The organism is Bradyrhizobium sp. AZCC 2230 (genome assembly GCF_036924495.1).
Classification (GTDB): Bacteria; Pseudomonadota; Alphaproteobacteria; order Rhizobiales; family Xanthobacteraceae; genus Bradyrhizobium; species Bradyrhizobium rifense.
On the sequence record NZ_JAZHRS010000001.1, the window covers coordinates 3,806,699 to 3,832,188 of the forward strand.

The 25,490-nt window shown below is 62.1% G+C and carries 21 protein-coding genes and 1 tRNA gene; 13 read left to right on the forward strand and 9 right to left on the reverse strand.

Features of this window, described 5'->3' with window-relative positions; translation table 11 throughout:
• The first annotated feature begins 70 nt into the window (after nucleotides 1–70).
• Nucleotides 71–739, forward strand: a complete 669-nt coding sequence (locus tag V1280_RS18265; protein ID WP_334526786.1) for a Crp/Fnr family transcriptional regulator — start codon at nucleotides 71–73, stop codon at nucleotides 737–739.
• Between the two features lie 91 nt (nucleotides 740–830).
• Here the strand turns inward: V1280_RS18265 and V1280_RS18270 are convergent, their stop codons facing one another.
• Both V1280_RS18270 and V1280_RS18275 read right to left on the reverse strand, forming a co-directional pair.
• The gene (locus tag V1280_RS18270; RefSeq protein WP_334526789.1) at nucleotides 831–2,357 is read right to left on the reverse strand and encodes a UxaA family hydrolase; all 1,527 of its coding nucleotides are present in this window, start codon (nucleotides 2,355–2,357) and stop codon (nucleotides 831–833) included.
• A 113-nt stretch (nucleotides 2,358–2,470) separates the two neighbouring features.
• Nucleotides 2,471–4,135, reverse strand: a complete 1,665-nt coding sequence (locus V1280_RS18275; RefSeq protein ID WP_334526791.1) for an L-lactate permease — start codon at nucleotides 4,133–4,135, stop codon at nucleotides 2,471–2,473.
• Nucleotides 4,136–4,314: 179 nt separating this feature from the next.
• Here V1280_RS18275 and V1280_RS18280 point away from each other — a divergent pair, with 179 nt between their 5' ends.
• Nucleotides 4,315–4,902: a TetR/AcrR family transcriptional regulator gene (locus V1280_RS18280; protein WP_334526794.1), complete on the forward strand. Its 588-nt coding sequence runs from the start codon at nucleotides 4,315–4,317 to the stop codon at nucleotides 4,900–4,902.
• A 449-nt stretch (nucleotides 4,903–5,351) separates the two neighbouring features.
• On the opposite strand, the gene tenA is transcribed toward V1280_RS18280, so the two are convergent.
• Nucleotides 5,352–6,026, reverse strand: coding sequence for a thiaminase II (gene tenA, locus V1280_RS18285; RefSeq protein WP_334526797.1), 675 nt, complete (start codon nucleotides 6,024–6,026; stop codon nucleotides 5,352–5,354).
• Nucleotides 6,027–6,595: 569 nt separating this feature from the next.
• On the opposite strand from tenA, the gene V1280_RS18290 reads away from it, so the two are divergent.
• The gene (locus V1280_RS18290) at nucleotides 6,596–7,372 is read left to right on the forward strand and encodes a tyrosine-type recombinase/integrase (protein WP_334526800.1); all 777 of its coding nucleotides are present in this window, start codon (nucleotides 6,596–6,598) and stop codon (nucleotides 7,370–7,372) included.
• A 61-nt stretch (nucleotides 7,373–7,433) separates the two neighbouring features.
• Here V1280_RS18290 and V1280_RS18295 read toward each other — a convergent pair.
• From V1280_RS18295 to V1280_RS18315, 5 genes are all read right to left on the reverse strand, one after another.
• Nucleotides 7,434–7,509: transfer RNA gene (locus V1280_RS18295), tRNA-Lys, on the reverse strand.
• Between the two features lie 167 nt (nucleotides 7,510–7,676).
• Nucleotides 7,677–8,294, reverse strand: coding sequence for a Spy/CpxP family protein refolding chaperone (locus V1280_RS18300; RefSeq protein ID WP_334526803.1), 618 nt, complete (start codon nucleotides 8,292–8,294; stop codon nucleotides 7,677–7,679).
• Nucleotides 8,295–8,491: 197 nt separating this feature from the next.
• Complete coding sequence (locus tag V1280_RS18305; RefSeq protein WP_148778577.1) at nucleotides 8,492–9,493, reverse strand: TRAP transporter substrate-binding protein; 1,002 nt, start codon at nucleotides 9,491–9,493, stop codon at nucleotides 8,492–8,494.
• A 285-nt stretch (nucleotides 9,494–9,778) separates the two neighbouring features.
• Complete coding sequence (locus V1280_RS18310) at nucleotides 9,779–11,341, reverse strand: 2-isopropylmalate synthase (RefSeq protein WP_334526808.1); 1,563 nt, start codon at nucleotides 11,339–11,341, stop codon at nucleotides 9,779–9,781.
• A 778-nt stretch (nucleotides 11,342–12,119) separates the two neighbouring features.
• Nucleotides 12,120–12,365, reverse strand: a complete 246-nt coding sequence (locus V1280_RS18315) for a hypothetical protein (protein WP_334538350.1) — start codon at nucleotides 12,363–12,365, stop codon at nucleotides 12,120–12,122.
• A gap of 233 nt (nucleotides 12,366–12,598) precedes the next feature.
• Between V1280_RS18315 and V1280_RS18320 the strand changes: the two genes are divergently transcribed.
• The 10 genes from V1280_RS18320 (at nucleotide 12,599) to V1280_RS18365 (ending at nucleotide 24,163) form a co-directional block, all read left to right on the forward strand.
• Nucleotides 12,599–13,822: an SMP-30/gluconolactonase/LRE family protein gene (locus V1280_RS18320; RefSeq protein WP_334526810.1), complete on the forward strand. Its 1,224-nt coding sequence runs from the start codon at nucleotides 12,599–12,601 to the stop codon at nucleotides 13,820–13,822.
• Nucleotides 13,823–13,915: 93 nt separating this feature from the next.
• A complete protein-coding gene (locus V1280_RS18325) occupies nucleotides 13,916–14,659 on the forward strand; it encodes a 3-deoxy-manno-octulosonate cytidylyltransferase (RefSeq protein ID WP_334526813.1) in 744 nt (247 codons plus the stop codon).
• 51 nt (nucleotides 14,660–14,710) lie between these two features.
• Nucleotides 14,711–15,829: a D-alanine--D-alanine ligase family protein gene (locus V1280_RS18330; RefSeq protein ID WP_334526816.1), complete on the forward strand. Its 1,119-nt coding sequence runs from the start codon at nucleotides 14,711–14,713 to the stop codon at nucleotides 15,827–15,829.
• A 40-nt stretch (nucleotides 15,830–15,869) separates the two neighbouring features.
• Nucleotides 15,870–16,967, forward strand: a complete 1,098-nt coding sequence (locus V1280_RS18335; protein WP_334526819.1) for an NAD(P)/FAD-dependent oxidoreductase — start codon at nucleotides 15,870–15,872, stop codon at nucleotides 16,965–16,967.
• 220 nt (nucleotides 16,968–17,187) lie between these two features.
• Nucleotides 17,188–18,432 (forward strand): ABC transporter substrate-binding protein, encoded by a 1,245-nt coding sequence (locus tag V1280_RS18340; protein ID WP_334526822.1) that lies wholly within the window; start codon nucleotides 17,188–17,190, stop codon nucleotides 18,430–18,432.
• A 92-nt stretch (nucleotides 18,433–18,524) separates the two neighbouring features.
• Entirely contained in the window at nucleotides 18,525–19,400 is an 876-nt protein-coding gene (locus V1280_RS18345; protein WP_148778570.1) for a branched-chain amino acid ABC transporter permease, read from the forward strand.
• Nucleotide 19,401: 1 nt separating this feature from the next.
• Nucleotides 19,402–20,328 (forward strand): branched-chain amino acid ABC transporter permease, encoded by a 927-nt coding sequence (locus tag V1280_RS18350; protein ID WP_334526826.1) that lies wholly within the window; start codon nucleotides 19,402–19,404, stop codon nucleotides 20,326–20,328.
• Nucleotides 20,328–21,809, forward strand: coding sequence for an ATP-binding cassette domain-containing protein (locus tag V1280_RS18355; protein WP_334526828.1), 1,482 nt, complete (start codon nucleotides 20,328–20,330; stop codon nucleotides 21,807–21,809). The genes V1280_RS18350 and V1280_RS18355 overlap by 1 nt, the downstream gene beginning before the upstream one ends.
• Nucleotides 21,810–21,850: 41 nt before the next feature.
• The gene (locus V1280_RS18360) at nucleotides 21,851–23,089 is read left to right on the forward strand and encodes an ABC transporter substrate-binding protein (RefSeq protein ID WP_334526829.1); all 1,239 of its coding nucleotides are present in this window, start codon (nucleotides 21,851–21,853) and stop codon (nucleotides 23,087–23,089) included.
• 174 nt (nucleotides 23,090–23,263) lie between these two features.
• Nucleotides 23,264–24,163, forward strand: coding sequence for an SMP-30/gluconolactonase/LRE family protein (locus V1280_RS18365; RefSeq protein WP_334526832.1), 900 nt, complete (start codon nucleotides 23,264–23,266; stop codon nucleotides 24,161–24,163).
• Nucleotides 24,164–24,177: 14 nt separating this feature from the next.
• On the opposite strand, the gene V1280_RS18370 is transcribed toward V1280_RS18365, so the two are convergent.
• Nucleotides 24,178–25,482 carry an MSMEG_0569 family flavin-dependent oxidoreductase gene (locus V1280_RS18370; RefSeq protein WP_334526835.1) on the reverse strand — a complete coding sequence of 435 codons (1,305 nt, stop codon included), beginning with the start codon at nucleotides 25,480–25,482 and terminating at the stop codon, nucleotides 24,178–24,180.
• Nucleotides 25,483–25,490: the final 8 nt, after the last annotated feature.

Consider the following 25,490-nt stretch of genomic DNA (forward strand, 5'->3'; position numbering starts at 1 on the left):
ATCGCAAGCTAGATCACTAACTTCCCAGAGACTGTCGCTTGACGGACAATCTCGATCGCAAGGGGCCCGGGTGCTCGACGATTTACTAGCGGCCAGTAAATGGGCGCGCGCGCTCTCAACCGAACAGTTGCAGCGTGTGCGTGCAGCGATCCTCGTCCGCGAATTTCTGCCGGGCAATTATGCATGCCACAAGGGCGATCCATCCAGTTTCTGGATCGGGGTAATCGATGGACTGGTCAAAGTTTCAACCCTGTCCGACACGGGCAAGTCCGTGACCTTCGCAACCTTCCCTGCCAATTCTTGGTTTGGCGAGGGTTCGATACTCAAACAGGAGCTGCGCAAATATGATGTTGTTGCGTTGCGTGACTCGCGCGTCGCGTTGATGCCAGCTACTACTTTCTTCTGGCTGCTGGACTCAAGCATCGATTTCAACCGCTTCATCATTACCCAGCTCAACGAACGCCTCGGTCAATTCATGGGGGCATTCGAGCATGATCGGCTGGACGATCCAGATGCGCGTGTCGCCCATACGATCGCGGACATGCTGCATCCGCAGCTCTATCCGAACCGAGGTGGCCGTATCGATATCTCCAACGAGGAGCTTGGTTACATCGTTGGCACATCACGACAAAGGGTCAATCAGGCATTACAAGTGCTAGAGAAATGCGGACTGATCAAAGTAGAGTACCGGGAAATTAACGTGCTCGATATCGAGGGCCTGCGAGGCTTTGGCGGCTAGTCTAGCACCGAACTCGTGCGTGTTAGAAGCAGTTCTCATTCGAGTGGGGCGAACGAATGCGACGACAGAACGCAAGCACTCGTGCATGACGTTACATCTGCGCACCAATCATCCACGGAACGGTCTCTTCGTTGCCAACGCCCAGTTCTTCGCTTTTCGACTTTTCACCGGACGCAACTTCGATAAGCTTGCGATAGATTTCCAGGCCCTTGCTCTCGATTGTGGAGCCGCCATCCATGATGTCTCCGCAGTTTATGTCCATGTCGTCGCGCATGCGCGCATACATCTTAGTATTGGTCGCGAGCTTTACGGAGGGTGACGGCTTTGCACCAAAACAAGAGCCGCGCCCCGTCGTGAAAGCCACTAAATTCGCACCTCCGGCGATTTGTCCAGTCGTCCCCATCGGGTCGTAGCCTGGCGCATCCATAAATACGAGACCTCGATCCTTGATCGGCTCAGCGTATCGGTACACGCCCGTAAGGGGCGTCGAGCCACTTTTGGCGACAGCCCCCAACGACTTTTCCAGAATCGTCGTAAGCCCTCCAGCTTTGTTGCCGGGGGTTGGATTATTGTCGATGCTGCCCTTCTCTCGTTCGGCATAACCCTCCCACCATTTGATCAGGCTGACGATTTTCTCACCGACCTCTCTGGACACTGCTCGCCGCGTCAGAAGATGTTCGGCGCCATAGATCTCTGGTGTCTCACTAAGTATGGCCGTACCGCCCTGTGCAACCAGCATGTCAACTGCCACACCAAGGGCTGGATTTGCAGTAATGCCCGAGTAGCCGTCAGAACCGCCGCATTGTAAAGCGACGACCAGATTAGAGACCGGCACCGGTTGCCGGCGACACTCGTTCGCCCGTGGCAACATCTCCTCGATTGCAGCAACAGCCGCTGCAACGGTATTCCTCGTGCCTCCTTTTTCCTGGATCACGAGCGGAGCGATCATCTTGCCGGTTTCGATACCCTCAGCCATGAACATCGCGCCCATCTGGTTCGCTTCACAACCAAGACCGATGACCACGACGCCGGCAAAGTTCACGTGCTTGACGAACCCGCCCAAGGTTCTGCGCAATTGTTGAACGCCCTCCCCGTTATGTTCGATGCAGCATCCAACACCGTGAGTTATCGGCACCACCCCGTCGACATTCGGATATTTCTCCAAGGCTCCGGGCCTCGAGAAATGCTCAACGGCAAGCTTGGCGACCGTCGCAGAGCAATTCACGGTACTCACGACGCCAATGTAGTTGCGCGTAGCGACACGCCCATCGGCACGGACAATTCCTTGAAATTCATCGACCGTCGTGGCACTCGGACGCGCGCCCCCGTCTGCACCGAATGCATAGTCCCGCTCGAACGTGCCCATGGCCAGATTATGGGTGTGGACGTGCTCTCCGGCTGCAATATCACTCGTCGCAAAACCAATGATCTGTCCGTAGCGTAAGACGGGCTCGCCTCGACGGATATCTACGGCCGCCACTTTATGCGCGGCTGGAATTGGCGAACTGGCGATCAATCCATCGAGTCCAACGAGAAGGGATCCGCTACTAATATCCGATCTCGCAATAGCGACGTTATCCCGAGCATGCAGCTTTATTACCGATGACGGCGTTCCCATAATTTGCCTCGATCCGCTGATTGTCGTTCGCTTTGATCGTGTAGCAGTGGCCGGACGGACAACTGCTCTACGTCTGAACCAGTAACAAGAATTCGACCGCACACCGCAGGTAGTTATTTCAAGACCATCTGCGTGAACGGATAGACGTAAGCCTGCAACGTCACGAGCCCGCCAACGAGACACGCCAGCGCGATCGAGTGCTTGAACACGAAGCGCAGGATCGTGCCTTCGTGGCCGAACCAGTTGGTCGCGGTCGAGGCAACCACGATCGACTGCGCGTCGATCATCTTGCCCATGACGCCACCAGACGAGTTGGCGGCGGCCATCAGGATCGGCGACAGGCCGAGCTGTTCGGAGGTAATCTTCTGCAAATTGCCGAACAGCACGTTGGAGGCAGTATCCGATCCCGTCAGCGCCACGCCCAGCCAGCCGAGCAGCGTGCCGAAGAAGGGGTAGAGAACGCCGGTGGTAGCGAACGCCAGACCGAGCGTCGCGTCGACGCCGGACAGCCGCGTCAGAGTGCCGATCGCCAGCATCGCCGAGATCGTGATCAGCGAGACCGCGCACAGCCGGATGGTGCGGCCATATTCCACGACCATCTTGGCCGGCGCGACGCCCATCAGGGCGCCCGAGATCAGAGTGGCGATCAGCAACCCGGTTCCGGTCAACGACAGGTAGGGGAACGAGAAAACCGCACCTTCAAGCGTCGGCTTGGCCGCCACCGGTGGCATCTTGTTGATCATGTTGTGCAGATCAGGGACTTGGTAATTCCAGATAAATATGGAATTTGCCCAAGTCTTGAACGAACCGTTGCCCCAGATCAGCATGACGATGAAAACGATGATCCATGGCAGCAACGCGTTCCAGAGCTGCGACTGGGTGAGCGGTTTTGTGTCCAGCGGCTTGACTGGCTTCATCGTCGAGATCGACTCGTCCTTGCCACGCAGCGCCGGCGACAGCCACAGTTCCCTCGGCTGCCAGACTTCCAGAAACAGGATGAGACAGCCCATCGAGATCAGCGACGCGCCGATATCGACGATCCAGGGGTTGATGTAGTTCGAGATCACGAATTGCGGAATCGCGAATGACACGGCGGTGACGAGAATGGCCGGCCAGATCGCTATCATGCCACGCCATCCGGCGAACGCCCAGATCAGCCAGAACGGCACGAGCATCGAGAAGAACGGCAGTTGCCGGCCGATCATCGCGCCAAGGATATAGGGATCGAGCCCGGTGACGGACGCGAGACCCTGGATCGGTGCGCCCAGCGCACCGTAGGCGACGGGCGCGGTGTTGGCGATCAGCGACAGGCCGGATGCTGCCAGTGGCGAGAAGCCGAGGCCGAGCAAAACAGCGCCGGTGATTGCGACCGGCGTTCCGAAGCCGGAGGTTCCTTCAAAAAAGGCGCCGAATCCAAACGCGATCAGCAAGAGCTGCAGGCGGCGGTCCGTCGTGACGCCGCCGATGGCGCGCTTCAGCAGCTCGAACCGTCCAGTCTCGACCGTGATGCGATAAAGAAAGATGACGTTGAGCACGATCCAGCCGATCGGGAAAAATCCTACGACAACCCCGAGCAGAGAGGCACGGATAGACATTCCGACCGGCATCGTGAAGGCAAAGATGGTGACGATATTGGTGGCAATCAGCGCGATAACCGCTGCAATGTGAGCCTTGACCTTATTCGATGCGATCAAGACGAGCAGGGTGACGGCGGGAACGGCGGCAGCGACGGTCGACAGGGCGGCATTACCGAACGGATTGTAAACTTGATTCCACAATGGGTAGCTCCTCTCCAAACAAGGTCGACTGTGGGCTCGCCGCGCCCCTTGTCGTCGCGGGTCAGGCCAGGCCAGGCGCTTTTTATAACGATCGTAAGAAAACACGCAATAGATTTTTTTGACAAACGTGATAAAACAGGTCGCAAGCTATCGCTCTCACCATTGGCAGACAAATCTAGATGGCCAGGCCCAGGGAATTCGATGAAGACACGGTGCTCGAAGCCGCAACGCAGCGCTTTTGGACGAACGGCTATGAGGCGACATCGATGCGCGACCTCGCCGACCGCACTGGAATGACCACACCGAGCCTCTACAATGCGTTCGGTGACAAAAGAGCCATCTACCGCCTCGTGCTCGATCGGTATGTTCGTCGCGCGCTCGAATCTTGCTCTGCGATTTTCGGAGACGATGACCCGCCCTTGCGCGCACTAGAGCGGTACTTCGACGCTCTCATAGAGGAGACGCGGGCCGACGCCCTGCGGAAAGGATGCTTCGTCGTCAACACCGCGCTTGAGGTCGCCCCGCATGACGCTGACTTCCGTGATCTGGTTACGAACGTCTTCGGCCGAATCGAGAAGTACATGCGCGATTGCATCGTCCGCGGCCAGTCAGACGGGACAATTCGAACCAAACTGCCGGCTGCTGACCTGGCCCGCCTCTTCCTCGGCGCAATGCTAGGCATCCGCGTGCTGGCGCGGACCAGCTCGGAACGCGAGCTCCTGACCGGTGTCGTCCGCCCACTGTTCGCGCTGCTAAGGACAAAGTGAAACGTTGAACGACGCGCGCAGACCTGCGGTGGCAGACGCAGCCGACACGAAGGCCTACTGTGCAGTCATGGACAAGTACTATCGCTCCGGGGATAAGAGAGAGTTTGAATGTCGTGGCGTATGTCCATGATGATTGAAGATCAGCCGCTTATTATACTGGCTCGCGCGAGCGGCGCTCATCCCCTCGACTTTTGCCAAGTTTGCAGGGCGTCTTCATCCGTTCGCGCTGACGGTCGCTACCATTCAGCACTCGGGATCGTAGAGGATCGAGGGAACGCGAGCAAAATCGCAGAGGCTTGGTGGCGAGAGACCGCTATCGCCTTTCCCCACACGACGCCAATCTGCGATATTTCCACCTAAAGCTCAGAACCTTGTCGAACGGTAGGTTCAAATCGGGGATAGGATTTGAATCTATGACCTTGGTATGAGCCTGACGATTGCCGAAATGGTTATTCATCGCGCTGGCCCGCGCGCCAGGCCATCTCCCAGAAGTCTGCCTCGAGTCGGGTGGCTTCCTTGAAGATCGCAATCAGTTCGACCTCGCGGGCCGGCGTGGCGTAGAGATCGGCGAGACGCTCAAGGTGCGCCCGCGCTTTCGTCGCGACCTCCTCGTATGGCACGCCGTCATACTCGGCGATCCAAACGCGATAGGGGTTCGTCGCAGCGCCCGCATCGGGGCGCGAGGCGAGCCGCGTTGCGATCTCCGCGTAGCCGATCACGCAGGGGGCAAGCGCCACCCTGAGTGCTAGCAGATCGCCGCGCATTCCTGCGTCGAGCACGTAGCGTGTATAGGCTAGCATCTCGACCGCTGGAGGGGTTTGTTCAAGGTCGCTCGGAGACAACCCCCAACCGGCACAGAGCTTCACGTGAAGGTTCATCTCAACATCAAGGATGGCCGAGAGACCGGCCGCTGCTTCACGCATGTCCGCAAGCCTGGGCGACTTATAGACCGCGAGCGCGTAGGCGCGAGCAAACTCGATGAGGAACAGGTAGTCCTGAACGAGGTAGTGACGAAACGCCGCTTCGGCGAGCGAGCCGTCTGCTAACCCGTTCGTGAAGGGATGTTCGGTGTAGGCCCGCCACTCAGCGGATGCTTCTGCCTTTAGACGCTCGAAAAAACTCACGATCTCTTTCGCCTAGCTTGCTTTCCCATGAACGTCTTTGGCTCGCTACCGATAGCGCGTTGCGAACCGGGTGGACGCTGACCTTGAGCACGCCGCCACGATCAGCCGGCACGACTCAAGTTATCACCAGCAGAAGGCACATGCTCTAAGTCCAAGGTTCGATTGCGGACGAAGCGCACCAGTTTCGCTCCAGAAACAACCCGCACGAAACGCAACGAACGTGGTCGAATTCCACGGAAAGCACAGGAAAATCAACGGCCGCGGCCATTGTCCCGCCGCTCATAACGGTCTGGTTGCAGGTTCGAGTCCTGCCGGGCCCACCAAGAATATCAGTAATTTGCTCGATCTTCGTTGCCTTCATCGCGACGACCGCACCAGAAACCGCACCAGATACGTGCGCTGTTCGTTCGTAACGCATGCATTTTGGCGCCAGTCATCCATACGGCAGAGATCCACACCGAATGTCCACGGCGAGGCTGCCCCCGAAGACTCAGCAGTCGAAATCGGCGAACCGATACTCTCAGAGCTTTTCGACCAGATGAACTTCGACCGGAAATCCCATGAGCTGAATGCGATCGGCGACAGCGCGGAGGCTGATCGAAGAAGAATTCGGTGACCTGCCGATTGCCGCCCTCGCCGATCGCAGAATTCGCGGCGACTTCAAGAGCTGGCGAGACAAATACGCCAACACCCCACGCAAAGCTGATCTTGCCTGGACGGTGCTGGCGCGCATTCTGTCTTTCGCGAAAGACCGCGGGATCATTACCAACAATCCCTGCGAGCGCGGAGGCCGGCTCTACGTCGCAGACCGCCGAGACAAGATCTGGACCGAACAGGACATTGCCGCAGTTCTGTCGGTTGCCTCCGACGAGATCAGGCTGGCGCTGATCTTGGCTTTATGGAGCGGTCAGCGACAAGGCGACCTCTTGCGCTTGCCTTGGTCAGCCTACGAGAGCCCTCACATTCGCCTTCGCCAGTCGAAAGGCGGGCGGCGCGTGGCGATGCCCGCTGGCACTCCCTTGAGAGCTTTGCTCGACACCACGCAGCGTCGGGGACCTCTTATCCTGACGAACACGCTCGGCCGGCCCTGGACGTCTGATGGCTTTCGAACATCGTGGGCAAAGGCATGCGAGCGGGCAGGCGTTAGCGGCCTTACATTTCACGATCTGAGGGGCACCGCGGTGGTTCGGCTTGCGATTGCCGGCGCCAGTGTGCCGCAGATCGCGGCCGTCACCGGCCACTCGCTAAAGGACGTCGAGGCCATTCTCGATGCGCACTATCTTGGTCGCGACATTCAGCTTGCAGAGGCTGCGGTGCTCAAGCTCGAAGCGAGAACAAAACTGTAAAATGACCTGTAAAATGAGGTCATCCACCCTACCAAGCCATATGTTAAGTGCCTGATTTGTTTGGTGGGCGCACCAGGGCTCGAACCTGGGACCCGCTGATTAAGAGTCAGCTGCTCTACCAACTGAGCTATGCGCCCGAAAGGCGGTCAATGCCTTGCGAGGCCGGTCGTTTAGCAAAGCGATCCGGGTCTGGCAAGCGATGTGGCGCATGTTTTCCAAGGTTCTTCCACAGCCCCGGAAATGCGAAAAGCCGCTGGATTCCAGCGGCTTCTCAGAGGTTAATACCCGGGAAATCCCGGAGCGCTCAAAGACGCCCTTCCCGATCCGGGCCGCCGTCGCGGTCAAACCGGTCGCCGCCGCGGAAGTGGTCCATGCCACGCTCCATCATGCGGTCCATGCCGCGTTCCATGAAGTGGCGGGGCGGACCATCCTCGCCGCCGCCGAACGGGCCGCGGTGGTGGGTCAGCATGGCAAGGCGGCGCTTCTGGCCGTCATCGAGGCTCTTGTAGAGCGGATCGGCGGCGTCGGCGATCTTTTTCAAAGCCGTAGAGGTCGCGCCCATGTCGTCGGCGCGCTGGCGCAGGCGGGCGACCGGATCGTCCGGCTTGTCGCCGTCCTTATTGCCGTCCTTGGCAGCGTCGCCGGGACCCGCGTTCATCCGCGCATTGGCGCGGTCGAGGCGCAGCTTGGCGAAGTCGCGCACGGCGGCTTCAACCGGCGGCCACAGCTTCTCCTGGTCGGCGTTGAGCTTCAGCCCGGCATGGACCGCGGCGATCCGCGCGTCGACGAAGGCGGCGCGATCTTCGGGGTTCATGCGGATGTGGCGGAAGTGCTCCATCCACGGGCGATGATATTGGGCATAGACCGCGCCCGAGCCGGCGATGCTGAGCACGGCGATGGCGGCGATGGTGAACTTCCTCATGACGTACCTCCTCTGGAAGGATGTCCTGAAGATGGGCGTCGCGAGGCCAAGGTGCAACTTACAACTTGGACAGAGAGGGCGTTCTTTCGCAGATGTAACTCACTTGAATGTCCGTTCAGCCACCGCGGACATCATCCGCAACAAAAAATAGCCTCCGTGCAGCCCGCACGGAAGCTCTCCTTCATATTTCGTTTAGATTAGTTCGTCGTGCTCTTCGATTCCTTCAGGAACTCGTCGATCAGCGGCTGGCCGACGCGGCCTGCGGCGTCCTTGTAGACCGGCTCCATCGCCTTGCGCATCGCCTCGTCCTGCTCCGGCGTGAGCTTGATGATCTCGCTCTTGCCGCTCTTCTTGATCTCGGCGAGCGCGTCGTCGTTTTCCTTCTGCGACTGCGCGTTGTTGAAGTCGGTTGCCTCCTTCATCGCCTTCGAGAGCTGGTCGCGGATGTCGGCCGGCAGATCGTCCCAGAACTTCTTGTTCACGATCACGACGTAGCCGATGTAACCGTGATTGGTCTCGGTGATGTACTTCTGCACCTCGTGCATCTTCTGGGTATAGATGTTCGACCAGGTGTTCTCCTGGCCGTCGACCACGCCGGTCTGCAGCGCCTGATAGACTTCCGAGAACGCCATCACCTGCGGCAGCGAGCCGAGCGCCTTGAACTGCGCCTGCAGCACGCGCGAGGACTGGATGCGAAACTTGACGCCCTGATAATCGTTCGGTGCCACCAGCTTCTTGTTGGCGCTCATCTGCTTGAAGCCGTTGTCCCAATAGGCAAGGCCGGTGATGCCCTTCGGCTCCAGCAGCTTGAGCAGCCGCGCACCGAGCGGACCTTCCGTCACCTTCCGCAGCGTCTTCAGGTCGGGAAGGATATAGGGCAGATCGAACACCTCGAACTCGCGGATGCCGAGCGGGCCGAACTTGGAGTTCGACGGCGCCAGCATCTGCACGCTACCGAGCTGCAGCGCCTCGAGCTCTTCCTTGTCCTTGTACAGCGTCGAGTTTGGATAGACCTCGATCTTGACCTTGCCGCCGGTGTACTTTTCGGCGAGTTCCTTGAATTTTTCGGAGGCCTTGCCCTTCGGCGTGTCGGTCGCGACGACGTGGCTGAACTTGATGATGATCGGGTCGGCGCTGGCGGGGCCGGCAAGGCTCAAGGCCAATGCCGCGACGGATGCCGCGATCGCGAAGGTGCGCATAATCTCTCCCTGTTGTTTTTGGGCCGCCCGGCGCGGGCGGCCTGTCCTCATGCCAGGCACTTCAATACAGGCCGGCGCCCCTGCGTGCTATTGGCCGTTAGCAGGGCTGCTATTCACAGTGAATGCCGCTGCGCTCCCTCTCCCGCTTGCGGGAGAGGGTTGGGGAGAGGGTGTCTCCGCAGGCGAGAACCCCCGAAAGGAGAGAACCCTCACCCGCCGCGCGCATCGCGCGCATCGGCCTCTCCCGCAAGCGGGAGAGGCGAAAACAACTCGCAGCTTCGCCTGTCAGCTCGCCGCGGCCGTCGTCACGGTGTCGCGCTGGCGCTTCATGACGATCTTGTTGAGCGCGCCGAGATAGGCTTTTGCGGACGCCACCAACGTGTCCGGATCCGCCGCGCGCGCCGTCATCGCACGTCCCTCATGCGAAAGCCGGACCGACACTTCGGCCTGCGCGTCGGTGCCTTCGGTGACCGCATGCACCTGATACAGATCGAGCTTGGCCTCGTGCGGCACCAGCGCCTTGATGCAGTTGAACACCGCGTCCACCGGACCGTTGCCCTCGGCCTCCTCGATCTTGATCTGGCCGTCGACGTCGAGCTTCATGGTCGCGCGCTGCGGGCCATGGGTGCCGGCGATCACGGTCAGCGAGGTCAGCTTGATGCGGTCATGCGACGCCGCCATCTCCTCGTCGACCAGCGCCTCGATGTCCTCGTCGTAGATGTCCTTCTTGCGGTCGGCGAGCGCCTTCATCCGCGTGAACGCATCTTCCAGCTGGTTCGGACCGAGCTTGTAGCCCATCTCCTCCAGCTTGTGCACGAAGGCATGGCGTCCGGAATGCTTGCCGAGCACCAGCGAGGACTGCTTCAGGCCAACCATTTCGGGCCGCATGATCTCGTAGGTCGAGGCGTCCTTCAGCACGCCATCCTGGTGGATGCCGCTCTCATGCGCAAACGCGTTCCGGCCGACGATCGCCTTGTTGTACTGCACCGGGAACGAGGTCGCCGCCGACACAACCTTCGAGGCGCGGGTCAGCTGCGTGGTGTCGATCTTGTTCCAGAACGGAAACTTGTCGTTGCGCACGTTGATCGCCATCACGATCTCTTCGAGCGCAGCGTTGCCGGCGCGCTCGCCGATGCCGTTGATGGTGCACTCGACCTGGCGCGCGCCGCCGACCACGCCGGCCAGCGAGTTCGCAACGGCCATGCCGAGGTCGTTGTGGCAGTGCACCGAGAACACCGCCTTGTCGGAGTTCGGCACGCGCTCGATCAGCGTCTTCATGAAGTGGGTGTATTCGTCGGGCGTGGTGTAGCCGACGGTGTCGGGAATGTTCACCGTGGTGGCGCCGGCCTTGATGACGGCCTCGACGATGCGGCACAGATAGTCCATCTCGCTGCGGGTGCCGTCCTCGGCCGACCATTCGACGTCGTCGATCTGGTTGCGGGCTCGCGCGACCATGGCAACCGAGGTCTCGAGCACCTGCTCCGGGGTCTTGTTCAGCTTCACCCGCATATGCAGCGGCGAGGTCGCGATCACGGTATGGACGCGGCCGCGCTTGGCGAATTTCACGGCTTCAGCGCAGCGGTCGATGTCGGCCGGGTGGGCACGCGACAGGCCGGCGATGACGGCGTTCTTGGAGCGGCGGGCGATCTCGCTGACCGCCTGGAAGTCGCCTTCGGAGGTGATGGGGAAGCCGGCTTCGATGACGTCGACGCCCATATCATCCAGGAGCTCCGCGACCTCGAGCTTCTCTTCGAAGGTCATGGTGGCGCCGGGGCACTGCTCGCCGTCGCGCAGCGTGGTGTCGAAAATGATGACGCGGTCCTTATCGGACTTGTTCGCGGGGGCCATTGCAAAATTCCTTTTGAGCTTTTGCGCCGTTCAGTCTGCTGGGCGCTTGGAGGTGTCCGGTGATCTCGACCAACCCCTGAGTGCCCAGGCGCGTGGCGCCCAGCCGGCCCTCAGGGGCAAGTAAGAAGAAGGCCGCCAATAAGGAGGGTGGGCAGCAGCGCGGCCGGGATCGTGGCGGCGGCCAGAGCCACCTCCCCCGAAATCCCATCGATTTGGCCGCGAATCAGCATTGCCAGACCCTTTTGAGCTCCAAATCCTCGGTCAAAACCGTTGACGGTTGGTTGCCGGGAGGCTCAGTGCGTCGTTTCTAGACGAGAAATAGGCGCAACCGCAACGCCAAAAGATGGTCAGGGGGACTGACCTGGGTGCGGATCTCGCCGCTCGGCTCGCAATGGCGGCTCCGTCATCCTGAGGTGCGAGTGGCGCGGTGCGCATAGCATCGCGCCAGGAGCCTCGAAGGATGCACAGCCGAACTGGTGCATCCGGGCCGTCGCCCTTCGAGGCTTGCCCTGCGGTGCGTTGCGCCCCATGGCGCGCACCTCAAGGTGACAGCGTTCGACAACGCCAACAAATCCGAATTTCGGTAAAGTGGAATATTTTGATGCACCCCGATTGACCCAGCGCTTGCGTGTTTTGCCCGGCGGGCAGCGCAAGCACTCGTAGCCCGCATGGAGCGGAGCGGAATGCGGGACCGGTCCCGGTTGCGCTACGTTCCATCCGGCGACAACCGCGTCACGGTTGCTCAGGGATGACCGTCGAGCTTGTGGTCTCCAGAAAGCTACCCGGTGCGACGCGAGCGGGCCCTGGTCTCCCAGCGATCCAGCATCTGGCCGAGTTCACCGAGGGCGGGGGACGGAGTTTCGTTGGTGTTGGCGGGAACGGTGGGGCTAAGCCAGTCCGGCTGCCTGTAGCCGCCCGAGCGGCGAGCCACGGCACGCCGTTTGCGGGACTGGAAATCGCGCGTGAAATAGCCGGCCGCATACGCGATCCCGAGCAACACGATCAATGTGATGACACCCTGCACCATTGGCTGCGGCCTTTCTCTCAAGATTTCTGCGCAGCAATAGAGGCGAGGTCAAGACTTGACAGGGCCCAAACTGGGGCTCGGTTAATTCCCCAAGGGCGCGCGAATTGTCGCGTCACACCGTTGCGCCCGAAATCAGCCGGGCCGCCCTCGCAACCGGGGATGAATGGGACTAACCTTGCACTTGCTCGGCCGGATCAACCGGCCAGCTGACATGACCCGGGAGGACGCGAATGACACGCCAACAGCAGCGTGAGCAGGATGCTGCGCTTTCACGACGGACGCTGGTGCAGGGCCTTGCGCTCGGTGCCGCGGCCACGATCGCCGGAACGGGCACCGCGCTGGCCCAGACCGGACCTGCCGCCCCGCCGTCGACGATCACCACACCACCGCGCGACTTCGGCCCCAACGGCGCGCCGACCACCTATTTCTGGGACCCCGATATCATCGCGGTCGATCCCTCCTTCAACGATCTGGCGCAGCCCAACACCGCGATCAAGCGGCTTCATACCGGCCTGCTGTGGGCGGAAGGTCCGGCCTGGAGCGCGCAAGGACGGTATCTGCTCTGGAGCGACATTCCCAACAACAGGCAGATGCGCTGGAGCGAGGATGACGGCCGCGTCAGCGTGTTCCGCGCGCCCTCCAACAATTCCAACGGCAATTCGTTCGACTTCCTGGGCCGCCAGCTCTCAGGCGAGCATCTGACCCGTCGGGTGACGCGCTACGAGCACGACGGCACCGCCACCGTGCTGTGCGACAATTACAACGGCAAGAAGCTGAACTCGCCGAACGACGTCGTCGCGCATCCCGACGGCAGCTACTGGTTCACCGATCCGCCCTATGGCGGCCAGCTCTATGAAGGCGAGCCCGATGCGGCAGGCGGACCGAGCAATGCAGGCGGCAAGCTCAATCCGCGGATCGGGCAGCCGGCCGGCTTTACACCGGGCAAGCGCGAGCTGCCGACCAATTGCTATCGCATCGACCCAAGCGGCCGCGTCGATCTCGTCGTCACCGAGGAGCAGGTGCCCGATCCCAACGGGCTGTGCTTCTCGCCTGACTTCAAGAAGCTCTACGTCGTCTCGACCGGCAAGGGACCGGGCGACACCGGACCGGGCGGCAATGGCGAGATTTTTGTGTTCGATGTCGGCGCGGACAACAAGGTGTCCAACGGAAAGCGCTTCTCCGATTGCGTGATCGACGGCGTGAAGTGCGGGCCGGACGGCGTGCGCTGCGACGTCAACGGCAACGTCTGGGCCTCCAGCAATGCCGGTCGCGCCGTCGGCTATAATGGCGTCACGACATGGTCGCCGGACGGCAAGCTGCTCGGCCGCATTAGACTGCCGGAAGTCTGCGGCAACATCTGCTTCGGCGGGCCGAAGCGCAACCGCCTGTTCATGGCCGCGAGCCAGTCGCTCTACGCGGTGTTCACGGCGACGCAAGGTGCAGGGCCGGGCTGAGCAGGCGTGAGCTGAATTGCGACGAGGCGCCAGCGTGCCCCGCTGGCGCCTCAAACTTGCGCGCTACGGTGCCTATTCAGGAAGAAGGCTTCAATGCGTCCGATCGTGATCATACCCACCCGGCTTGGTTCAACCAGGCTCCCAGGCAAGGCGCTGACGGAGATCAACGGTGAGCCAATGATCGTTCACGTCTGGCGAAGAGGTCTCGAGGCCGATATCGGCCCCGTCGTCGTTGCCTGTGGCGATCAAGCCATCGTGGATGTCATCGATGGCTTGGGCGGCCGTGCGGTCCTGACTGACTCGACTCTCCCGACGGGGTCGGATCGTGCACACGCTGCACTGCAGCTGATCGACGCGGAAACGGCCTACGATGTCGTTGTTGTCCTTCAGGGTGACCTGCCGACCATTGATCCGGCGACGATACGGGCGACGATGGAGCCGTTGTCTCGACATGCCGAATGCGCGATCGCAACGCTCGCCACCGAGATCGAGGATCCTATCGAGCTTCAGGCACCGAGCGTTGTGAAGATCGCCCTTGCGATTCACCCGGGAGAAACCATCGGTCGCGCGGTTTACTTCAGCCGGGCCGTGATCCCCGCTGGCTCCGGCAAGCACTACCATCACGTCGGCATGTACACCTATCGGCGCGAGGCGTTGATGAAATATGTCAGCCTCCCACGCGGCGTCCTCGAGCAGCGCGAAAGCCTCGAACAGCTCCGAGCGATCGAGCACGGCATGCGGATGGACGCGAAGGTGATCCAGACGGAGCCGTTGGGCGTGGACACGCTGGCCGATCTCGAGCGCGCCCGAGAACTTTTGGCATCCAGATCGATCTAGTTCTCCGCACGCAACGCGTGACTTCCAGACAAGGCGCGTGATAATTGAGCCATGGCAAACAAAATTCGCGTCGTTGTTCTCTATGGCGGCAGGTCCGGTGAGCACGAGGTCTCGCTGAAATCGGCGGCCTCCGTGCTCAGGCATCTCGACCGCGCGCGCTTCGAGGTGATCCCGGTCTCCATCGACAAGACCGGCCGGTGGCAGTGGAACGATCTTGCCAGGATCGATCCGGCGCAGGCGGCCTTGCCGATCCTGCCCGATGCACCCGAGATGCGGCTCGCCCGAGGGGCTGACGGACGCGGCGTTCTCGTGCCGATCTCCGAAAGCGCGACAGGCCCGATCGAGATCGACGTCGTGTTTCCGGTCATGCACGGCCCCCTTTGCGAGGACGGCACCGTGCAGGGCCTTTTGGAGCTGGCCGAGGTCGCCTATGTCGGCTCGGGCGTTCTCGCCTCCGCCGTCAGCATGGACAAGGATGTCGCCAAGCGGCTCGCGGAATTCGCCGGCGTTCCGGTCGCGCCCTATCGCGTGCTCACCCGCAAGGCCTTCGCCGCGGACCGCGCCGCATCTCTCGCCGGGGCGGTCGAGGGGCTGAGCCTTCCGGTGTTCGTCAAGCCGTGCAACATGGGCTCCAGTGTCGGCATTCACAAGGTCAAGACGTGGGATGCACTCGGGCCTGCGCTCGATGATGCGTTTCGCTATGACGTCAAGGTGCTGGTCGAACAGGGCATCGACGCCCGCGAGATCGAGGTCGCGGTGCTCGACGGCGACACGCTGTTTGCGAGCGTCGCCAGCGAACTCAATCCGAACGCCCATCACGAATTCTATTCGTACGAAGCCAAATATCTCGATCCCGACGGCGCCCGCGTCGATCTTCCGGCCAGGCTCGACCCGGCACAGATGGAGCGCGTGCGCGCGCTCGCGGTGCAGGTGTTCGCGGCGCTCGAATGCAGCGACCTCGCGCGGGTCGACTTCTTCCTCGATCGGCAGAGCGGCGAATTCTGCTTCAACGAGATCAACACCCTGCCCGGCTTCACCTCGATCAGCATGTATCCGAAGATGATGGAAGCCTCGGGCGTGCCGTATGGAGAGCTGCTGACGCGCCTCGTCCATCGGGCGCTGGACCGCTACCAGCAGCGCCATGCCCTGGAACGCGGCTATTCGAGCTAGGTCGTCTCCTCAAGCGTAGGCCCGGGTCAGGAAACAAGCCATGCGCGTTGTGATCTGCGGCGGCGGCGTGATCGGAGCCTGCACGGCTTACTTCCTCCGCCGCCGCGGCGTCGATGTCATCGTCGTCGAACGGGCTGAAGTGGCGGCCGCGGCCTCCGGCAAGGCCGGCGGCTTTCTGGCGCGCGACTGGTGCGCAGGCACGCCGCTCGATGGCCTGGCGCGGCGCAGTTTTGCACTTCACGCACAACTACCCCAGGAGATCGCGGGCGATTGGGGCTACCGCCCGATGAGCGCGTATGCCGGCTATGTGGCTCCCGATGGCGATCCGCGCCGGAGTACGCCATCCGTGCTCGGCTGGCTCAGCGACGGCGTCGTCATCACACAACGCATCGGCACGACCGAGACGACTGCGATCGTTCATCCGCAAAAATTCACGTCAGCCGTGATGAACGCGGCGCTCTCGCAAGGCGCCGAGCTTCGCCGGGGCCGCGTCACCGGCATCGTCCGCGATGCGACGCGCGCGAAGGGTGTCGCGGTCGAAGGCAGCATCATTGACGCCGATGCCGTCGTGATCGCGATGGGACCATGGTCGCTGCTCGCGGCGCAATGGATGAGCTTGCCCGCTGTCTATGGCCAGCGCAGCCCGAGTATCGTGTACGACATCGGCCCCAACGTGCCGGCCGATGCGTTGTTCCTGGAATGCGAGACGGATCGCAGCACTGTGTCGATCGAGGTCTTTCCGCGCGCCGACGGCAGCACGCATGTCACCGCACTCTCCGACATCGCGCCGCTGCCGCTCGATCCGGCGGCGGTGACGCCGGACCGCGATGCGATCACGCGCCTGCAAGCCATGTCGCAGCGGCTATCGCCGTTGTTTCGTCCCGACAAGATCATCGCGCAGCAGGCCTGTTTCCGTCCCGTGACGGAGGACGGCCTGCCGCTGATCGGCCGGGTGTCGCAGAGCGACGGTCTCTACGTCGCGACCGGACACAATGTGTGGGGCATCCTGAATGCGCCCGCGACCGGCGAGGCCATGGCGCAGCTGATCGCGGACGGCACAACGCGCGAGGTGGATCTCGCGCCGTTCGATCCCGCCCGGCTCGCGCCGCTCGATCCATCGCTGCTGCAAGCGCGCTGAGCCGGCTCAACGCCAACCTGCGATGCGCTCGCATGCCCATCGCCGAAATCTGCATGCCTGCGTGCGAAATGTCGGTTCGCTCTGCCTGCATTTTGCGCAGCGCTAGACTTTAGTCCCCATCGTACAATCCTGAATACAGTTTCACTTGCCGGGGATTCTCTCGTCGTTATAGTCCCGCCCCAATAGCTCAAAAGAAGCTTGGTTCAAGGGAGAGAACAATATGAATAACGCACTCTCTGGTGCATTGCGAAGTGTGCTTGGTGCGGCCGCGACCGGCGTAGTGTTGGCAGCGTCAGGCCCGGCCTTTGCAGCCGATCCGATCAGGATCGGTGTGATCGCGGAAGCGCAGGCGATTGCCGGCGCATCGATCCCGCAGGCGGCGCAGCTCGCCGCCGACGAGATCAACGCAAATGGCGGCATCGACGGCCGCAAGATCGAGATCATCGGCTACGACAATCACTCCTCCTCGGCCGACTCGGTGCGCGCTTTCCAGCGTGCGGTGAACGAGGACAAGGTCAACGCGGTCATTGCCAGCTACATCAGCGAGGTGGTGCTGGCGCTGGAGCCCTGGGCCTCGCGGCTGAAGACGCCGTTCGTCACGCCCGGTGCGGCCTCCAACGAGATCAGCAAGAGCGTCCATGCCGATTACGAGAAGAACAAGTACACCTTCCACGGCTATCTGACCTCGGCGGCATTGGCGCTCTCGGTCTGCGACGGAGCCAAGGACCTGCTGGTCGACAAGATGCACATGAAGACGGCGGTCATCATGAGCGAGGACGCCGCCTGGACCAAGCCGCTCGATGTCGGCTACGAGGAATGTCTGCCCAAGATCGGGCTGAAGGTGCTCGACCACATCCGCTTTTCGCCCGACACCACCGACTTCACCCCGATCTTCAACAAGATCGAGGGATCGAAGCCCGACGTGATCATCACCGGCATCTCCCATGTCGGCGTGCAGCCGACGGTGCAGTGGAAGAACCAGCAGGTGCCGATCCCGATGTTCGGCATCTCCTCGCAGGCGACCAACGAGACCTTCGGCAAGGACAGCAACCAGGAGGCGGAAGGCGTGCTCTATCAGGGCGTCTCCGGACCCGGCGTGGCCGTGACGCCGAAGTCGGTGCCGTTCGCGGAAAACTTCAAGAAGAAGTTCGGCAACTACCCGTCCTATGCCGGCTACACCGCCTATGACGAGGTCTACTACATCGCCGACGCCGTGAAGCGCGCCGGCTCGACCGATGCCGACAAGCTGGTCGATGCGCTGGAGAAGACCGACTGGGAAGGCACGATCGGCCGCGTCCAGTTCTACGGCAAGGACGATCCGTTCACGCACTCGATCAAATACGGCAAGGGCCTGATCACCGGGCTGATGCTGCAATGGCAGGACGGCAAGCAGAGCGCCGTCTGGCCGAAGGACGTCGCCAAGGTCGATATCAAGTTCCCGAGCTTCATCAAGCTCGGCAACTGATCGGACATGCTCCCGGGACCACCTCCCGGGAGCTTCTATTTGCGGCCTTCCGCGGCACCTTCCCTCCAGTCAGGACTCTTGGCCAATCATCAATGCGAGCTTTCCAGATTCTGATCGATGGCTTTGCCATCAGTGCCCTCTACGCTCTCGGTGCCACCGGCTTCACACTGATCTTCGGCGTCTCCGGCGTGCTCAACCTCTCCCACGGTGCCATCATGGTGGCGGCAGCGGTGGCGGCCTGGGCCGCCGCCAGCGTGCTTGGTGTCGGCACCTATGCCGGCGCGCTGATCGGAGTGGGCGTCGCCCTCCTCGCGGCGTTCGCCACCTACTTCGCGGTGGTGAAGCCGATCCAGGACTCCCGGCGCATCCCGAACGAGGAGAAGGAGATCTTCGTCCTCACGGGAACGCTGCTCTGGGGCATCATGATCCAGGAGCTGATCGCCTATTTCTTCACCAACAACGCCAAGACGGTGCTGCCGATTGTCGAGGGCGTCGTTGACGTGCTCGGCGTGCGCACGCCGAAGAACGAGATTTTCACCGCGATCGTGTGCTGCCTCGTGATCGCGCTGCTGTGGCTGCTGGTGAACCGCACCCGCACCGGAAAGGCGGTGCTGGCGGCCTCGATGAACCCGCGCGGCGTCACCCTGCTCGGCCTCGAGCTCACCAACATCTACATCGTGGTGTGGGGGATCTACGGCATCCTTGCCGGTATCGCCGGCGTGCTGCTCGGCATGTTCCTCGGCGTCAGCTCCTACAGCGTGGGGCCGCTGACCGCAAGCGCGTTCTCGATCGTCGTGCTCGGCGGCCTCGGCAGCGTCTCCGGCTCGCTGATCGCGGCCTTCGTGGTCGGCTATCTCGAAACGCTGACGGCCTATCTGGTGTCGCCGGCCTACCGCACCATTCCGGCGCTGCTGCTGCTCGTGTTCGTGATGTATATCCGGCCCCAGGGCCTTCTGGGGAGGCGCTGAGATGGCGAGCTTCTTTACCTCGCGCCTGTTCTTCGTCTCGCTGGCGCTCGTGATCATCGCAGCCACGCTGCCGCTTTATGTCTCCGGCTATGTGCTCGGGCTCCTCACTGTCGCGTTTTATTTCGGCGTGTTCGCGATGGCCTGGGACCTGCTGTTCGGCTTCGCCGGCGAAGTGAATTTCGGTCCAACCTTCCTGATCGGCGTCGGCGCCTACACCGCCGGCATTCTCAATGCCCAGTTCGGCTGGTCGGTCTATCTCTGCATCGTGCTCGGCGCGCTCGCCTCCGTCATCGCCGGCCTCGTGCTGGCGCTGCCGGCGCTGCGGGTGCGCGGGCCGTATTTCGGCCTGACCACCCTTGTCGCGGTCTTGATGCTGCAGAACTTCATCGTGGTGTTCGCCGACCTCACCGGCGGCGAGATCGGGCTGACCATCCCCGACGTCATCACCATCAATGCCGGCGCCAATTACTGGATCGCACTCGGCTTCATGACGATCTCGGCGGCGATCCTCTACGGCCTGTCGCAATCGCCGATCGGGCTCGTGCTCCAAGCCAGCGGCCAGGATCCGGTGCAGGCCGGCGCGCTCGGCTTCAACATCGTCAAGCACAAGCTCGCGGCCTTCATCGTCAGCGCGTTCTTCTCCGGGCTATCGGGCGCGCTGTTGGTGTTCTACTTTGGCACCGCCTCGGTCGGCACCGTCGTCGACGTCGCGGTCGGCGTCAACGTGATCGTCTCGGCCGTGCTCGGCGGACGGCGTACAGTGCTTGGGGCCGCACTCGGCGCGATCTTCCTGATCGTCGCCGGCGAATTCCTGCGGCCGACCGGCGAGCTTGCGACCTTCATCGTCTCGGCAGTCGCCCTCCTCGTCGTCCTGTTCTTCCCCGGCGGCTTCCTCGGAGCGGCCCTCTCGCGCGAGGCTCGCTCGTAATGGATCAAAGGCTTTCAAATCGGCCCGTGCTCGAAGTCCGCGGCCTGACCAAACGCTTCGGTGGATTGACGGCGGTGAAGAACCTCGGCTTCGAGGTCAACAGCGGCGAGATTTTCGGCCTGATCGGGCCGAACGGCTCGGGCAAATCCACCGCGATGAAGAGCGTGATGGGCATCGAGCGCCCGACCGCAGGCGAAGTCGTGTTCGAGGGCGAGAATGTCGCCGGCCTGCCCGCGCACAAGATCGCGCGAAAAGGCTTTGGCATGGTGTTCCAGCACTCGCGGCCGCTGAATCGGCAGACGGTGCTGGAGAACATCATGGTGGCGCTGCTGCCCGACAGCCTGTTCATGCTGTTTCCGGACAAGGCGCTGGTCGAGCGCGCCAAATGGATCGCCGATCGCGTCGGCCTCGGCAACGTCATGAACCGCCGCCCGCCGACGTTGCCCTTCGCCGATCTGCGAAGGCTCGAGCTCGCCAAGGCGATCGCGCGCGATCCCAAGGTCGTGCTGGTAGACGAGCCCTTCGCCGGGCTGACGCGGGGCGAGGTCGATGTCTTCTCCGACCTGATCCGCAGCTTTCGCGACGACGGCCGCGCCGTGATGCTGGTCGACCACAACGTCAAGAGCGTCGCGGCGCTGGTCGACCGCGTGCTGGCGATGTATCTCGGCGAGGAGATCGTCACCGGCAAGGCCGAGGACGTCATGAAGAACGAGACCGTGCGCCGGGTCTATCTCGGCGGCGCCATCGAGACCCATGCGCGGCCCGAGACCAGCTTCAAGGACAAGGTGCCGCTGCTCCAGGTCGAGAATGTCAGCGTCCATTACGGCAAGGCGCAGGCGCTGGAGAATGTCTCGATCCACATCCACGAGGGCGAGTTCGTCTCCATCGTCGGCCTCAACGGCGCCGGCAAGACCACGCTGTTCAACGCCATCTCCGGCTTCCTGCCCTATAGCGGCGAGATCAAGCGCGGTGGCGAAAAGCTGCGCGGCACCAGCCCCGCGAAGATCGCTCGCAGCGGCCTCGTGCAGTGCCCGGAATCGCGCGAGCTGTTCGGCGAAATGAGCGTGCGGGAAAATCTCGATCTCGGCGGGCAACATTTAGCCGACGACAAGCGCGCGGCGCAGCTCGCCTGGCTGTTCGAGCTGTTCCCGATCCTGAAAGAGCGACAGGGCCAAATGGCACAGACGCTGTCCGGCGGCGAGCAGCAGATGCTGGCGATCGGCCGCGCGCTGATGATGCAGCCGCAGATCCTGATCCTGGACGAGCCCACGCTGGGGCTCGCGCCCGTCATCCTCGAGCTGTTGTCGAAGGCACTAACGAGGCTGCGGCAGACCACGTCGATCACGGTGCTGCTCGGCGAGCAGAACGTGACCTTCGCGCTGCCGCATGCCGACCGCGTCTATGTGCTGGAGCACGCCAGGATCGTCTGGGAGGGCGATCCCGGCCGCTTCGCCGCCGAGGCCGGCGCCGACTTTCTCTAATTCGCGCGTATCAATAACAAAACAAGCAAAGGGAAACGACCATGCGACCACAAACCATCTTGAGCAGCAGCCTCCTCACCTCCGCGCTGGCGCTGTGCCTCGCCGCCCCCGCCTACGCGCAGGCGAACGATCCGATCAAGATCGGCGTCATTGCCGAGGTGCAGTCGATCGCCGGTGCTGCGACACCCGGCGGCGCGCAGATCGCCGCCGACGAGATCAACGCCAAGGGTGGCATCCTCGGCCGCGAGGTCGAGATCGTCACCTATGACAACAAGAGCTCCTCGGCCGACTCCGTGCGCGCCTTCCAGCGCGCGGTGAGCGAGGACAAGGTCTCTGCGGTGATCGCGAGCTATATCAGCGAGGTCGTGCTCGCGCTGGAGCCCTGGGCAGCTCGCCTGAAGATGCCGCTGATCACGCCGGGCGCCGCCTCGAACGAGATCACCAAGGCGATCCACAACGACTATGAGAAAAACAAGTACTCCTTCCATGGCTATCTGACCTCGGCGGCCCAGGCCCAGATCGTCTGCGACGCCGCCAAGGATCTCCTGGTCGACAAGATGCACATGAAGACAGTCGCCATCATGAGCGAGGACGCCGCCTGGACCAAGCCGCTCGACATCGGCTACGAGGCCTGCCTGCCCAAGGCCGGCCTGACGGTCGTCGAGCATGTGCGCTTCTCGCCTGACACCACCGACTTCACGCCGATCTTCAACAACATCGAGGCCAAGAAGCCGGACGTGATCGTCACCGGCATCTCCCATGTCGGCGTTCAGCCGACGGTGCAGTGGAAGAACCAGCAGGTGCCGATCCCGATGTTCGGCATCAGCGCCCAGGCGCTGAGCCCGACCTTCTGGAAGGATACCAATGGCGCCGCCGACGGCGTGCCGTCGTTCGCGGTGTCGACGGCCGACGTCGCCGTCACCTCCAAGACAAAGCCGTTCGCGGCGGCGTTCGCGGCCAAGTTCGGCATGCCGCCGGCCTATACCGGTTACACCGCCTATGACGAGGTCTACATTATCACTGATGCGATCAAGCGCGCCGGCTCGACCGATCCGGACAAGATGGTCACTGAACTGGAGAAGACCGATTTCGAGGGCACGATTGGAAAAATCCAGTTCTACGGCAAGGACGACGAGTTCACCCACGGCATCAAGTACGGTCCCGGCGCGGTCACCGGTCTCGTCTTCCAGTGGCAGGACGGCAAGCAAGTCACGGTGTGGCCGGAGAAGGTCGCGGAAGGCAAGCTGAAGTTTCCGAATTTTGTGAAGCTGTCGCAGTAAATATCGGAAGAATGCTTTCGCAAACGCGTGATGCCCGGGGCCTATTCCCGGGCATTTCGTTTCTGCCGCGATGCGCCCTTGAAGTGAAGCACGCTTGCAAATTTGGCAGGGTCGATCAAACTACGGACGGCACGCAGGCAGCTCCAAGAATCTGCGGCTCATCAAGGAGGATGCATGCTCCCCTATGTCGCCCACGACCCTCGCTTCGAGCGGTTGGTCTTCGGCCATGTCAATCTCGAGAAACTCACCAGCGGTTGCCGCTGGGCTGAAGGCCCCGCCTATTTTCCGGCCGGGCGTTACCTGATCTGGTCCGACATTCCAAACAACCGGATGATGCGCTTCGACGAGACCGACAGCTCAGTGTCGGTGTTCCGCGCGCCGAGCTTCAATTCCAACGGAAACACCACCGATCGCCAGGGGCGGCTCGTAACCTGCGAGCATTTCATGCGGCGCGTCACCCGAACCGAGCACGATGGCGCGATCACCGTGCTGGCGGATGCGTTCGAGGGTCGTCGGTTGAATTCACCCAACGACGTCGTGATCAAATCGGACAATTCGATCTGGTTCTCCGATCCGACCTACGGCATCGACAGCGACTATGAAGGGCAGCAAAGCCCGTCAGAGATCGGCGCCTCCAACGTCTACCGGATCGACGGCAGTTCGGGTGCCATCACGCGCGTCGTGTCCGACCGGGTCCAGCCCAACGGGCTGGCCTTCTCGCCGGACGAAACCCGGCTCTATGTCGCCGACACCGGCGCGACCCATGTCCGCGGGCTTCCGCCGACGATCTGGTCCTACGAGGTCAAGGGGCCAACAGTCGGGGAAGCCTCGTTGTTCGCCACCTGCCCGGACGGCCTCTATGACGGGTTCCGCTGCGACATCCATGGCAACATCTGGACCTCGGCGGGCCGCAGCGTGTTCTGCTACGCAGCCGATGGCAAGCATCTCGGTACGATCGCGATCGGCGAGATCGTCGCCAATGTCTGCTTCGGCGGCCCGCGCCGCAACCGCCTCTACATCTGCGGCCAGACCTCGCTGTATTCGATCTATCTCAACACACGGGCGGCGGTGTAGAGCGCGCAGCGAGGCTACACGGCTTCTCTCGCTGCATATTGCGAGGCCTCGCGTGGGACGGCCTGATGCGTGCCGGCGTGCGATGCGCTCGATCGCTCCTTGATGTGATCGGCAACAAACTCTGTATCGCGCCCGATGCCGACAAATCGGCCCGAGCCCCAGGTGTAGAGCCACGGCAGGCCGACCACATAGGCACCGTCGACCGACGTGATGCCCCGCTTGTGGGTCGGATAACCGGTGCCATCGAACATCGGCAGGTCGATCCAGGACCAGTCAGACCGGAAACCGGTCGTCCAGATGATAGTGCTGATGCCACTCGCTGCGAGGTCGAGCTCCGTGGGCACAGCAGTGGGAGACCACACGGGCTCATAGTGAGGCGTCACAGGCGCGGCTATTCTATTCTTTGCGATGTGCTCATCGATCATTCGACAGATGCCGTTGTAGACCCGATCGGCATTGTCGAGATTGATCTGAAGATCATCGCCAAGCTGCAATTTGGTTCCGCGGCCATCCCTGAGACGACCGTAGAGCTTCATGCCTTCGAGGGCGAATTTGCGCAGGTCGATGTCGCGGCCGCCATCCCGCCCGGTCAAATAATGGTTGGCGTTCTTGCGAACGCCCTCCTTCAGCGAATGCTTGTCGACGGGCAGGTCATACTGGCCGAGATCGTCAAGCCAGTCGACTGCGTCCCGGCCGCGATAGAAGCGCGGGCACCGCGGCGCGCTGCCGACAGCGAGATGCACCTTGCGGTCGGCCAGATGTAGATCCTCGGCGATCTGGCAGCCCGATTGCCCGCTCCCAACCACGAGGACCTCGCCCGGCGGCAATTGATCCGGATTGCGGTAGGCGGAGGAGTGGATCTGCGTGATCGATGAATCGAGCCGGTCGGCAAACGGCAGCACTTTTGGAACGTGATATCCGCTGACGGCCAGCACGACGCGATCCGCAGCGATCTCGCCGGCTGTCGTCTCGAGCATGAAACCGCGGCCAGATTGCCTGAGGCGCGTGACGGCGACACCTTCGTGGACCGGCGCATCGATGTGCCTGGCGAAATTCTCGATGTAGGAGACGATCTCATCGCGCAGCATAAAGCCATGCGGATCACCGGCGGCGTAGGGAAAGCCGGGAAGCTGGCATTGCCAGTTCGGCGTGACGAGGCAGAACGCGTCCCAACGCTGCGTCTTCCAGGAATGGGCGATGCTGTTCTTTTCGAGAACGACATGCTCAATACCCTGAGCCGTGAGTTGCGCGCTCATCGCAAGGCCGGCCTGGCCGCCCCCGATCACGACGACCGGATAGTGAGTGTCAAGGTCAGGCATGATCAGCT